This window comes from Staphylococcus simiae (assembly GCF_002902085.1).
GTDB lineage: Bacteria > Bacillota > Bacilli > Staphylococcales > Staphylococcaceae > Staphylococcus > Staphylococcus simiae.
In genome coordinates this window covers 87,750-101,973 of record NZ_PPQR01000070.1, presented here as the reverse complement: position 1 = coordinate 101,973, position 14,224 = coordinate 87,750, and the positions used below count along the sequence as shown (strand labels likewise).

The following is a 14,224-nucleotide window of genomic DNA, read 5'->3' as shown; positions in this document are numbered from 1 at the left end:
CACCTGTTCCCATGCCGAACACAGAAGTTAAGCTCCTTAGCGCCGATGGTAGTCGGACTTACGTTCCGCTAGAGTAGGACGTTGCCAGGCAAATAATTAATTATTATTCCACAGTAGCTCAGTGGTAGAGCTATCGGCTGTTAACCGATCGGTCGTAGGTTCGAGTCCTACCTGTGGAGCCATGGCTCCTTGGTCAAGCGGTTAAGACACCGCCCTTTCACGGCGGTAACACGGGTTCGAGTCCCGTAGGAGTCATTATTTTGGAGAATTAGCTCAGCTGGGAGAGCATCTGCCTTACAAGCAGAGGGTCGGCGGTTCGAACCCGTCATTCTCCACCATTTTGATTAATTTAATATGTCGGAGGGGTAGCGAAGTGGCTAAACGCGGCGGACTGTAAATCCGCTCCTTCGGGTTCGGCAGTTCGAATCTGCCCCCCTCCACCATCTATAATTGGGCTATAGCCAAGCGGTAAGGCAACGGACTTTGACTCCGTCACTCGTTGGTTCGAATCCAGCTAGCCCAGCCATTAGAGCCATTAGCTCAGTTGGTAGAGCATCTGACTTTTAATCAGAGGGTCAGAGGTTCGAATCCTCTATGGCTCACTGCTAACACTTTCCTTTTGGAAAGTGTTTTTTGTTTGCTCTAAAAGTTAAAATGTTACCTAAATTTGAAGCACAAACCATTATAGAGCGCATCAAGGGTCTTTGCTACAAAATGGTTATAGGGCAATAATTTATAATCATAGTTAGACATAGAGAGGTGATGTGACATATAGCAAATTCATTAATATTTTGATTTTTATAGATTACTTTTGAAACTCTATGACAACTCATTAAAGGTCAACGACCTTAAAATAAGTGCTTGAATTATGTAAGCGTATACATTAATCTAATATTATATACATATTATTTGAGGTGTTTATTATGACAAGAGCTATAGATATTATTGGTGTACCATCAACTTTTGGTCAAAGAAAACTTGGAGTTGATTTAGGTCCAACAGCAATAAGGTATGCTGGATTGTTATCACGTTTAAAACAATTAGATTTGGATATTGAAGATAAAGGAGATATTGACGTTCCTCTAGTTGATGTTGAAAAATTTCACAGCAATCAAACAGGTATGCGTAATTTTCAAGAAATTATAGAAGTTACTAATAACTTAAATAATAAAGTATCAGAGTCCATAGAAAATAATAGATTTCCATTAATTTTAGGTGGAGATCATTCTATTGCAATCGGCTCTATCTCAGGAGTTAGTAAACATTATAATAACCTTGGTGTCATTTGGTATGATGCTCATGGCGATTTAAATGTGCCTGAAGAATCACCATCTGGAAATGTTCATGGTATGCCTTTGAGAATACTTACAGGTGAAGGACCTGATGAACTAGTTAATATCAACGGTTATGGAGTTAAAGTTAAAACAGATAATATCGTTCTTATCGGAATGAGAGATTTAGATTATGGTGAAAGACAATTTATTAAAGATAAAAATATAAAGACATTTACAATGGCAGATATTGATAAATTAGGTATACAAGCAGTCATTGAAAATGCTTTGGAATATTTAAAATCACGTAATATAGATGGGTTACATTTGTCGTTAGATGTTGATGCCCTTGATCCAATAGAAACACCTGGCACAGGAACGAGAGTCATGGGAGGACTTACATATAGAGAAAGTCATTTTGCTTTAGAGATACTACATCAATCTAACTTAGTATCATCTATGGATATAGTTGAAGTTAATCCTTTGATTGATCAAAACAATTGTACTGCGGAACAAGCTGTTTCATTATTAGGTACATTTTTTGGTGAAACATTATTATAATAAAGTTGAAACGTCTAAAGTTATATTATATGACTTTAAACGTTTTTTAAATTGCTAAATTAATAAAATTCTAATTTTTAAAATGTGTTCGTATGACAGTGATATAAATCATTGGTATAATAGATATTATGGAAAAATATTACCCGGAGGAGATGTTATGGATTTTTCCAATTTTTTTCAAAATCTTAGTACTTTAAAAATTGTAACAACTGTACTTGATTTACTTATCGTTTGGTATGTACTTTATCTTCTCATTACTGTTTTTAAGGGAACTAAAGCAATACAGTTACTTAAAGGTATTTTAGTAATTGTTATAGGCCAACAAGTTAGTATTATTTTAAATCTAAATGCGACATCGAAACTGTTTGATATAGTCATACAATGGGGTGTATTAGCTTTAATAGTTATATTCCAACCAGAAATTAGAAGGGCATTAGAACAGTTAGGTAGAGGAAGTTTCTTAAAGAGATATACAACGAATACTTATAATAAGGATGAAGAAAAATTAATTCAGTCTGTCTCTAAAGCTATACAGTACATGGCAAAGAGACGCATAGGTGCTTTAATTGTCTTTGAAAAGGAAACTGGTTTACAAGATTACATTGAAACAGGTATAGCAATGGATTCAAATATTTCTCAAGAATTATTGATTAATGTATTTATTCCTAATACCCCGCTACATGATGGTGCAATGATTATTCAAGGTACAAAAATTGCAGCAGCAGCAAGTTATTTACCATTATCTGATAGTGCTAAAATTTCAAAAAGTTTAGGTACTAGACATAGAGCGGCAGTTGGTATTTCAGAAGTATCAGATGCATTTACAGTTATAGTATCTGAAGAAACTGGAGATATCTCTGTTACATTTGATGGTAAATTACGACGAGAAGTTTCTAATGAAGTATTTGAAGAGTTGCTTACTGAACATTGGTTTGGCACACACTTTCAAAAGAAAGGTGTGAAGTAATATGTTAGAAAGTAAATGGGGCTTACGTTTTATTGCCTTGCTATTAGCACTATTTTTCTTTTTATCTGCTAATAATGTTTTTGGTAATATTTTTAATACCGGTAATATTTCTCAAAAAACGAATAAGACAATTCAAGATGTGCCAGTTGAAATTTTATATAATACTAAAGAACTTCATTTAACTAAGGCACCTGAAACAGTTGATGTAACAATATCAGGCCCACAATCTAAAATTATCAAGATAGAAAATCCAGAAGACTTGAGAGTCACTGTAGATTTATCAAATGCCAAAGCAGGTAAATATCAAGAAAAATATCAGGTTAAAGGTTTAGGAGATGAAATTCGCTACTCTGTAAAACCTAAAGTAGCCAATATTACTTTAGAGGATAAGGTTACTAAAAATATGACAGTTCAACCTGATGTTAGTACAGATGATATTGATCCACTTTATACAATTAAGAAACAGGAAGTTTCACCACAAACTGTTAAAGTTACTGGTGGTAAACAACAATTGCAAGATATTGCATATTTAAAAGCAACATTTAAAAATCACAAAGACATTAATAGTGATACAAAAGATAATGCTGAAATAACAGCACTAGATAAAAATTTAAATAAAATAAATGTATCGATTCAACCTAATGATGTTAATTTGAAAGTTTTAGTTGAACCTTTTAGCAAAAAAGTTAAGCTACATGTTAAACAAAAAGGTAGTTTAGCTGATGGTAAAGAATTAAGTTCTATCGATTTAGATGATAAAGAAATCGAAATTTATGGTAGTCGTGATGACTTACAAAATATAAGTGAGGTAGATGCAGAAGTAGACTTAGACGGTATATCAGAATCTACTGAAAAAACAGTACGTATAAATTTACCGGATAATGTGTCGAAAGCAGATCCAAGTGAAACAAAAGCTTATATTAACGTTAAATAAGTCGAATATTCTAAAGGAGAGTAAAGACAATGGGAAAATATTTTGGAACAGATGGAGTAAGAGGAGTAGCTAACCAAGAATTAACACCAGAATTAGCATTCAAATTAGGTAGATACGGTGGTTATGTATTAGCACACAATAAAGGTGAAAAACATCCTCGTGTTCTTGTAGGTAGAGATACACGTGTTTCAGGTGAAATGCTTGAATCAGCATTAATAGCTGGCTTAATTTCAATCGGTGCTGAAGTCATGCGCTTAGGTATTATATCTACACCTGGTGTTGCATACCTAACAAAAGAAATGGGTGCAGAACTAGGAGTAATGATTTCTGCATCACATAATCCAGTAGCAGACAATGGCATTAAGTTTTTCGGTTCAGATGGATTCAAATTATCAGATGAACAAGAACATGAAATTGAAGAATTATTAGATCAAGAAAATCCAGACCTACCTAGACCAGTAGGCAATGAAATTGTACATTATTCAGATTATTTTGAAGGTGCACAAAAATATTTAAGTTATTTAAAATCAACAGTTGATGTTAATTTTGAAGGTTTAAAAATAGTCTTAGATGGTGCCAACGGGTCTACATCATCATTAGCGCCATTTTTATTTGGGGATTTAGAAGCAGATACTGAAACAATTGGCTGTAACCCTGATGGCTATAATATTAATGAACAATGTGGCTCAACACATCCTGAAAAATTAGCTGAAAAAGTATTAGAAACAGGTAGTGATTTTGGCTTAGCATTTGATGGCGATGGAGATAGAATCATAGCTGTTGATGAAAAAGGTCAAATTGTTGATGGAGACCAAATTATGTTTATTATTGGTCAAGAAATGCATAAAAACCAAGAACTAAATAATGACATGATTGTGTCAACTGTCATGAGTAATTTAGGATTCTATAAAGCTTTAGAACGTGAAGGTATCAAATCTAATAAAACTAAAGTTGGCGATAGATATGTAGTTGAAGAAATGCGCCGAGGAAATTATAATCTTGGTGGTGAACAATCTGGTCATATTGTTATGATGGATTATAATACTACAGGTGATGGTCTATTAACTGGTATTCATTTAGCATCAGTGATTAAATTAACAGGTAAAACTTTAAGTGAATTAGCTGCACAAATGAAAAAATATCCTCAATCTTTAATCAATGTTAGAGTAACGGACAAATATCGTGTTGAAGAAAATATAGATGTTAAAGAAGTAATGACTAAGGTAGAAGTTGAAATGAATGGAGAAGGTAGAATTTTAGTTAGACCTTCCGGAACAGAACCATTGGTAAGAGTAATGGTAGAAGCAGCTACAGATGAAGATGCAGAAAGATATGCGCAACAAATTGCAGATGTAGTTAAAGAAAAAATGGGACTTGAAAATTAAGCGTAGATAAATCATGCTTGATTGTTTAGTAATACTGATATAGTAAATTAAACATAATATCTTTGAATCAAAGATAGCAATAACATAAGTGGAACAAAAATCAATTTAGCTATTGAATTTTGTTCCACTTTTTATATCTTAAAATGAAAAACATGATTAACGAAGCAGTAATAAAAAATTCATAATAGTCATCATTATTTAATATAAGATACACTAGTATTCAATATATATTGATGATAAAATTAATAAGAAATAAATAGTATTGTTTTGTTATTATATTTTCTGACGCGCAATCTATTTATCATTAGCTAATTGATTAAGCACATCATTGACAACGAGAATTTCACAACTAGGAGGATGACTTAATGAATCTATTCAGAGAACAAAAATTTAGTATCAGAAAATTCAATGTTGGTATATTTTCAACATTAATTGCAACAGTAACCTTTATAACTGCTAATACATCTCATGCATCTGCAGCTGAACAACCATCAAACGCTAATCAATTAGATAATACAGTAACTGTCCAACCAGTAAATGGGACACAAGCAGGAAATGTAACATCACCAAATACTGTGCAATCATCAACTGCTACTACTGCTCAATCATTAAATAACAATGGTAATAATGCTGTATCTAATGGTGGAAACCAAGTAGCACAAACTAATAAAAATGATAATGCTGTTAATACAACAACAGGACAAAATGACACTCAAAACCTAAGATTAGCAGCTCAAGGTGATCACGATAAAGTTCTAAAACGTCGTAAACGTGATGTAGGAGCTAATCCAGCTGCGCCAAACAATGCAGCACCTGCAGCACCAAACAATGCGGCTTCACCAGCACCTAATGCTGTAGCGCCCACAGCTCCTGCAGCACCAGTGCCACCTAAAGTTCAACAACAAGATCCGAATGAAAATAATACTGGCCAAGGTAGCATCAACACAGTATTAACATTTGATGATCCTTCTATCGTTACGGATAAAGACAGAAATAATCCTACAGTTACAATTAAAGATAATGTAGATGGTTATACTTTAGTTGATCATGGTAAAGTCGGATTTGTGAATTCAAATCTAAGAAGAAGTGATATGTTTGATAAACATAGTCCACAAAACTATCAAGCGTCTGGTAATGTATTAGTTCTAGGAAGGGTAAAAGCTGACAATAATAATGACCATGGAGATTTTAACGGTATCTCCAAAGAGGTTAATGTTAAACCAGGTTCTGAATTAGTTGTAGATTTTACAACTATGCAAACAAATAGCAAACAAGGTAGTACTAATTTTGTTATTAAAGATGCTAAAAATGATACAGAATTAGCGAAAGTCAATGTTGGAACTAGAGGCGTATCACATTTATTTAAAGTTCCAGTAGACGTTGATCATTTAGCATTACAATTTTTACCAGATAATGCAGCAGTAGCTGACGCAACTAGAATTACAACAAACAAAGATGGCTATAAATATTATTCATTCATTGATAATGTAGGATTACATTCAGGATCACATTTATATGTGAAACAAAGAGAATTAAATCCAACAGCAACAAATCAAAAAGACTATGTCATCAATGCTGAAATTGGAAATAATGGTAATTACGGTGCATCATTAAAAGATGGTCAATTTGTATATTCTGTTACTTTACCTCAAGGTGTATCATATGTAGCTAATTCATTATCAACATCATTCCCTGTTGGTAATAATGATAGTACTAAACTATTACCAATGGCTGAACAATATGATAAGACAACTAATACTGTTACCTTTACGAGTAAAGGTGTAAGAACAGAGAACAATACACATACTAAAGAAGTATTATTCCCTGAAAAGTCACTTAAACTAACTTATAAAGTGAATATTGATAATGTTCCAACACCACAACAAATTCATTTTAATGATAAATTAACGTATCAAACAGCTGCAGATGTCTTAATGAATGCTGCGAATAGCCCTGTAGTAACATTAGTAACTGATCCTTATACAACTGATGTAGTCATGAATAAAGAAGCACTACAAGCTCAAGTAGACCAAGCAATTGATGCGAATCAATATACAGCTGGTTCTATCGCTGAATATAACAAGCTTAAAGAACAAGCTACTCAAGTGTTAAATGAGGAACAAAATAATGTGCCTTTAGATCAACGTAAATCACAAGCAGCAATTGATCAATTAGTACAAGAATTAAAAGATAAATTAGTTGAAAAACAACCTGCAATTACTGAATTAGACAATAAAGCGCAACAAATGATTACGACAAATAGTCAAAATAATCAATTGACTCAAGAAGAGATTGCAGATATTACAACTAAAATTAATAATGACAAACAAGCAGCTATCAATCAAATTGACCAACAAACGACTGCTGCAGGTGTAACAACTGCCAAAGATGCAGGGTTAAATGCTTTAGCTGCAGATGTTGCAGTGCCAACAGTCAAACAAGCTGCTAAAAATGCTATTATCAAAGCAGTTGCTAAACGGAAACAAGAGATTAAAAAATTAACAGCACCTGTTCAAGAAGAAAAAGACGTTGCTAATGCAACAATTGGTAATATAGAAGTTAATGCGTTAACTACACTTAATAGTACGAATACTAACGAAGCGGTTGAGACTTTAAAAGATAACACAATAAATAATATTAATAATGTGGTACCAGATTCATATGTTAGAACGAATGCAATCGACGCAATCAATGAAGCTGCAACAAATCAACAAGAAGTTGTTAATAATAGCAAAGAATCCACTGATAGTGAAAAAGCGATAGCTATTGCTGAGATTGATAAAGCAAAAGAAGCAGCGCTTAAAGCAATTGAAACGCCAACAACGAGACAAGATGTTAACAACACTAAAGATGCAGAACTTGCGAAAATCAAAGCAATTACGGCAGCAACAACTATCAAAACGAATGCTAAAACTGCTGTAGAACAAGCAGCAACACAGCAAATACAAAGTAATAATAATGCTACTGCTCAAAATGCTACAACAGATGAAATTACAGCAGCGAATGAAGAAGTAGAACAAGCTAAACAAGCAGCACTTGATGCTATTACTGAAGCGCAAACGGATCAAGAAGTTGAAACAGCTAAAAATAATGGTATCCAAGCAATCAATAGCAGTACACCAGATATAAATGCGAAACAAAATGCTAAAACAGCTGTTGATGAGGCTTATACTACACATAAACAAGAAATAACAGACAACCAAAACGCCACAACAGAAGAAAAAGCAGCAGCAATTACTGACTTAGATAATAAAAAACAACAAGCTGATACTAACATTGATCAAGCACAATCAAATGCTGAAGTTGAAACAGCTAAAACAAATGGTATAAATGAAATTAACCAAGTACAACCTGCAACTCAATATAAAGCAGCAGCTAAGACTGCTGTAGAACAAGCAGCAACTCAAAAAAATAATGACATCGATCAAGATAATGCAGCAACAACAGATGAAAAAGATGCAGCAAAAGCAAAAGTTCAACAAGCTGTAACAGAGGCAAATGAAGCAATAGAACAAGCTGCAGCACAAGCAGATGTAGACAACGCTAAGACAACACACATTCAAAATATTAATAATGTGCAAGCTGAGCATCAAGTTAAAACAAATGCTAAAGCTGATATTGATCAAAAAGTACAAGAACAACAAACAGCTATACAAAATAATAATGCAGCTACTACTGAAGAAAAAGCAGCTGCAGAACAACAACTACAAGCTGCAAAAACAGCTGCAGATAATGCCATTGATGCAGCACAATCAAATCAAGATGTAGATAATGTTAAAGCTGCAGAAATTGCTAAAATAACTGCTATTCAACCAGCAACAACGATTAAATCTACAGCTAAACAAGCTATTCAAACTAAAGCGGAAGAACGTAAAGCTCAAATTGCAGCTACAGCTGATATCACTGCAGAAGAAAGAGATGCAGCAGACCAACAAGTTGATGCCGCAGTACAACAAGCTGATACGGCAATTGATAATGCAGCATCACAAACAGATGTAGAAACTGCTAAAACAAATGGTGAAAATGCGATTGCTCAAGTACAACCAACTGTTACTAAGAAAAATGATGCAAGAACTGCACTAGATAATCAAGCAAACACTAAAAAACAACAAATTCAAGGTTTAGCTGATGCTACAACAGAAGAAAAGACTGCAGGTGAAGCATTAGTTGATGGCGAAGTAACTAAAGGTAAAGCAGCAATAGATCAAGCAACAACTAATGCACAAGTAGATACAGCACAACAAAGTGCTACAGATGCAATTAATAACTTACAACCACAAGTACGTAAGAAACGTGATGCATTAGCAGAAATTACGCAGCAACAAAATAGTCAAACAGCAGAAATCAATAATAATGCTGATGCCACAACAGAAGAAAAAGAAGCAGCACTTCAACAGTTACAACAAGCTGTAACAAAAGCTAATAACGATATTAATGCAGCAACAACAGATGCTGATGTCGACACTGCTAAAACAACTGGATTAGCTGACATTTCAGCTGTTCAACCAGCAACAACAACTAAAACAGCTGCTAAAAACGATTTGGCACAAGCTGCTACAGCAAGACAACAAACTATTGAAGCTGATAATTCAGCAACAACAGAAGAAAAAGCAGCAGCTACAGAATTAATTAATCAGGCTAAAGAACAAGGTGATTTAGCAATTCAAAATGCAGCTACTGCTCAAGAAGTTAGTGCTGCCAAAGATGAAGCAATTAACAATATTAATGGTATTAATGCAGATACGACAATTAAAGATTATGCTAAGACAGAAATTAATAATCGAGTTAATAGAAAGCGTGTAGAAATTCAAAATGACTCTAATGCCACAACAGAAGAAAAAGCTACAGCAACACAACAACTAGATGGACAACAAGCAACTATTATCCAATCAATTACTAATGCTAATTCAGTAGAAGAAGTTAATGCAGCTAAAGATAAAGGATTGCAAGATTTAGATAATATTAATGCGGCACATGATATTAAAACTGCAGCAAAAGATGAAATTAAACAAACTTTAGTAAATAAAGCAGATCAAATATCAAAAACAGCTGATATTACAACTGAAGAAGCGAATGAAGCTGCTAGTCGTGCTAGTCAAATATATGTCGATGGTATAAACAAAATTAATGCAGCAAACTCAACGCAAGAAGTGAATGCAGCGAAAGATGCTATTAATCAAGAAATCAATGCAGTACAACCAACTGTAACGAAAAAGGCAACTGCTAAGAATTCATTAGATACAGTTGCTAATAATAAAAAAGCTGACTTAGATCAAACACCAAACGCATCAGCAGCTGATATTGCAAATGCTAAGCAACAAGTTATCGACTTATTAAACGGAGCTAAAGAAAAAATTAATCAAGCACAAGCAAATGCTGATGTAGATGCTATTGTTGCAGATGCCACTAATCAAATTCAAGCTGTTAAAACACTTAGCACAATTAAAGCAGATGCTATTGCAGATATTGAAAATGCTTATAATCAAAAAGTTGCAGATATTGAAGCGGCAATTAATAGTACTGCAAGTGAAGTAAATCAAGCGAAACAACAACTAGATAATTTAAAACAACAAGATATTCAAAAAATTAATCAAGCGACAACTGCAGAAGATGTCGCAACTCAAAAAGATGAAGGTATTACTAATATTAATGGTTTCGAACCACAATTCACTAAAAAACAAACTGCAACTGATGATCTTTACCATGCTGCCGATCAAAAAAATGATCAAATTTTAGAAAATGATCACGCTACTCAAGAAGAAAAACAACAAGCAGCAAATGATGTAGAAGCGATTGTTCAAGATACATTAGAAAAAATTAATAATGCAGCAGATGATAGTGATGTAGATGAAGCATTGTCTCAAGGTAAAGCAGCTATTGCAGCTATTCAATTAGCAACAATAAATAAAGTTGATGCGACAAAAGCAATTGATACGAAAGCAGATGAAATTAAAGCAGAAATAAATGATAATGATGCTTTAACTGATGAAGAAAAAGCTTCATCATTAGCATTAGTAAAACAGTATAGCGATGATGCACTAGCTAAAATTAATGCAGCAACAACAGATGATGCCGTTGATAAAGCTAAACAAGATGGACTTGTAGCATTAGATAATATTCAAGTAGAAGATACACATAAACAACAAGCTATTGATGAACTTGAATCATTACTTGATCAATTAGAAGCAACAGCTAACAATAATGACAATGCAACTACTGATGAAAAAGAAGCTTATACAAATGCGTTAGAAGGCATTTTATCTACAGCAACTGATAATATAAATGCACAAACTACTAATGCTGGTGTGGACAAAGTTAAAGACGAAGCTAAAGCAGAAATCACGAAACAAAACTTTGACTACCATGCTAAACAAAATGCTACAAATGAAGTAAATAAAGCAATAGAAAGACAAAAAGAAGACATTAAAAATACGCCAAATGTTTCTGAACAATCAAAACAAACGGCATTGCAAGATTTAGCTAGAAGCGGTGAAAGATTTACAAAAGATCTAGCTAAAGCTAAAACAGATGCCGAAGTTACAGAGCTTCAAAATGCAACAATTCATTCAATTGAAGCAATTATTCCATTTGATGAAACTAATAATGGCACACAACCAAACAATAATACTAACCCGACACCAAATGATAATGGAGCTGTGGCACCAGATAATAACGGAAACGCACAACCAAATAACAATGATGTAGCATCAACTAATAACACTAATACAACAACACCGGATAATAATGGAACAGGTCAACCAAATAATAGTAGTGTTGAACAACCAACTAATACACCAACAAATAAACCGACTGATACTACAGAAGTGAAACCAACAGATAAACCGGATCCTAATGCAGCAACAACACCGAATAATAGTGGAACTGAACAACCAAGTAATAACGAAACAAATAAACCAGATCCAAAAGACCCTGAGAAACCAGGTAAAGGTCCTAAGAAACCAAGTAAAGATCCTGGCAAACAAGGTAAAGGCCCTAAGAAACCAGGTGAGGGCCCTGACAAATCAGGTAAAGACCCGGGTAAACAAGGTAAAGTAGATACAGGTGGCAACACTGGAAACGGAAATGGCGAACCTGGTAAACAAGGTAAAGCTGATGACAACATAGGAAGTGGCGACAACACTACTCACAAAACAACTGTAACTGACAAAACAGAAACAAAAGACAAAGTGAAACGAGAGAAAAAAGAATTGCCTAAAACTGGTGTGACATATACTGATGATTTACCTTATGCAGAGTTAGCACTTGGTGCTGGAATGGCATTCTTAATAAGAAGATTTACAAAAAAAGACGAACAATCAGAAAAGTAAACCTACAATTGAATAACTAAATAGTTTGATAGTACAACAATGGAAAAGCTATAGTTAAAGTGTCCTAGACGAAGCTTATTCATTCAACTGTAAGGTTCGATGACGTGATCACTCACGCTATAATATCGCACTGTGTCAATCAAACCAGAACCAAACTTAGATAAACTTGAGACAAAAAAAGTCTTCCCAAGTATCATAATCACGATACTCAGGAAGACCATGTCTCAAGTTTTTTTATTATAAATTGTTGTATGCTTCAATAATTTCATCAGCAAGGGCATCATCAACTTTAGCATATTCTTTTAAGAAAGCTTTTTGACCATGTTCACTAATATAATTATTTTTCTCAACTGTTTCTTGATCAGCTTTATCATCATATTTTAATAATAATGCTGCGGTATTTAATAAACCAGTACGTTCTAAATCGTTGTTGTACAGATAAGTTAATGGTTTAATAATTCTATCTTTAGGACCAATTTTACGCAATGTTCCACGACCTACACGTGTCACTTCATCTGATAAGTAAGAATTGTTAAATCGACCGATAATTTTCTCAACATAAGCAGCTTGTTCTTGTTCAGTGAAATCAAATTGGTCTGTAATATATTTACTAGTTTCAGCTAATACACGACGTAAACCTGCTTCAATTGAACTATCTTCCACTGCATCTAAAATCGTAGCTTTACCTTCAAATTGACCTGCATAAGCTAAGAAGGCATGTCCAGTATTAACAGTTAATAATTTACGTTCAATATAAGGCGTTAAATCTTCTACATATTTAATATGTTCTAATTCTTTGCCATACCATGCATCTTTTTCAATAACCCATTCATAGAAAGGTTCAACCATCACGTCTAAAATGTTGTCATTTTTTTGTAATGGCACAATTCTATCTACAGCAGAGTTAGCGAAATGGATGTTATCACCTAATGGACCAGTGATATCAAGAATGGCTTTTTTCAGTGTATCAGTTGCCATAATCGCATTTTCACATGCGACAATATTAACGTGATTCTTTTTCTCTTTTAAGTATGGTGCAAATGATTTGGCAATAATTGGTAAAATATTAACACCAACAGCTGTAGTGATAATGTCTGCTTCAAGAATGGCTTGTTTTAACTCTTCTGATGGTTGTCCAGAATTAATAGCATCTACATTATTAACACGTGTCGTCGTTTTTGATTCATCTGCTAAGATAACATCATATTCATGTTGTTCTTGTAACGCTTCAATAATTTCAGCATTGACATCAGCGAAAGTAACTTTAATATTATTATCTGCTAGAATATAGCCAATAAATCCTCGACCAATATTACCAGCACCAAAATGTACTGCTTTCATTATGCATCTGCCTCCTCAAATACTTGTTTGATTTCGTCTGCAGATTTTGCATTAATAATACGATCAACATTTTCTTCTTCACTAAAAGTAATAGCGATTTTAGAAAGTAGGTCTAAATGTTCACCATCTTTACCAGCGATACCAACAACAACTTTAACTTCTTCGCCATCCCAATCAACGCCTTCTGGGATTTGTAATAAAGTTAAACCAGATTGTAATACACTTGATTTTGCTTCGTCAGTACCGTGAGGGATTGCTAAGCCGTTACCCATAAATGTTGTAACTACTTGTTCACGATCTTTCATAGCTTGAATATAACTTTCAGTAACTGCACCACTATCAACTAATGCTTGTCCTGCTTTTTCGATAGCTTCGTTTTGGTTTGCTACGTTAACGTTTAAAAAGATATTGTCATTACTAAATAATTCACTCATGTT

7 protein-coding genes, 6 tRNA genes and 1 rRNA gene are annotated in these 14,224 nt (G+C 33.8%); 12 read left to right on the top strand and 2 right to left on the bottom strand.

The genetic code is table 11. The features are described from left to right. The 12 genes from rrf to CD113_RS09050 form a co-directional block, all read left to right on the top strand. Positions 1 to 90: ribosomal RNA gene (gene rrf, locus CD113_RS09105) — 5S ribosomal RNA — on the top strand; the annotation flags it as partial. A gap of 17 nt (positions 91 to 107) precedes the next feature. Next, a tRNA-Asn gene (locus tag CD113_RS09100) sits at positions 108 to 182 on the top strand. Position 183: 1 nt separating this feature from the next. Then, positions 184 to 255 (top strand) — tRNA-Glu (locus tag CD113_RS09095). Positions 256 to 262: 7 nt separating this feature from the next. After that, positions 263 to 338, top strand: a tRNA-Val gene (locus tag CD113_RS09090). Positions 339 to 359: 21 nt separating this feature from the next. Further along, positions 360 to 443: transfer RNA gene (locus CD113_RS09085), tRNA-Tyr, on the top strand. A gap of 8 nt (positions 444 to 451) precedes the next feature. Further along, positions 452 to 526: transfer RNA gene (locus CD113_RS09080), tRNA-Gln, on the top strand. A gap of 3 nt (positions 527 to 529) precedes the next feature. After that, a tRNA-Lys gene (locus tag CD113_RS09075) sits at positions 530 to 602 on the top strand. Positions 603 to 923: 321 nt separating this feature from the next. Continuing rightward, on the top strand, positions 924 to 1,832 hold the full coding sequence (rocF, locus tag CD113_RS09070; RefSeq protein WP_002461718.1) for an arginase: 909 nt from the start codon (positions 924 to 926) through the stop codon (positions 1,830 to 1,832). 157 nt (positions 1,833 to 1,989) lie between these two features. Further along, entirely contained in the window at positions 1,990 to 2,799 is an 810-nt protein-coding gene (gene cdaA, locus CD113_RS09065; RefSeq protein WP_002461719.1) for a diadenylate cyclase CdaA, read from the top strand. A gap of 1 nt (position 2,800) precedes the next feature. Then, a complete protein-coding gene (locus CD113_RS09060; protein ID WP_002461720.1) occupies positions 2,801 to 3,733 on the top strand; it encodes a CdaR family protein in 933 nt (310 codons plus the stop codon). Between the two features lie 29 nt (positions 3,734 to 3,762). Then, the gene (glmM, locus tag CD113_RS09055) at positions 3,763 to 5,118 is read left to right on the top strand and encodes a phosphoglucosamine mutase (RefSeq protein WP_002461721.1); all 1,356 of its coding nucleotides are present in this window, start codon (positions 3,763 to 3,765) and stop codon (positions 5,116 to 5,118) included. Between the two features lie 365 nt (positions 5,119 to 5,483). After that, positions 5,484 to 12,446, top strand: coding sequence for a SasC/FmtB family protein (locus CD113_RS09050; RefSeq protein ID WP_002461722.1), 6,963 nt, complete (start codon positions 5,484 to 5,486; stop codon positions 12,444 to 12,446). Positions 12,447 to 12,683: 237 nt separating this feature from the next. Here CD113_RS09050 and CD113_RS09045 read toward each other — a convergent pair whose 3' ends face one another. Further along, positions 12,684 to 13,787, bottom strand: a complete 1,104-nt coding sequence (locus tag CD113_RS09045) for a mannitol-1-phosphate 5-dehydrogenase (protein WP_002461724.1) — start codon at positions 13,785 to 13,787, stop codon at positions 12,684 to 12,686. Continuing rightward, entirely contained in the window at positions 13,787 to 14,221 is a 435-nt protein-coding gene (locus CD113_RS09040) for a PTS sugar transporter subunit IIA (protein WP_002461726.1), read from the bottom strand. Before CD113_RS09040 ends, CD113_RS09045 begins: the two co-directional genes overlap by 1 nt. Positions 14,222 to 14,224: the final 3 nt, after the last annotated feature.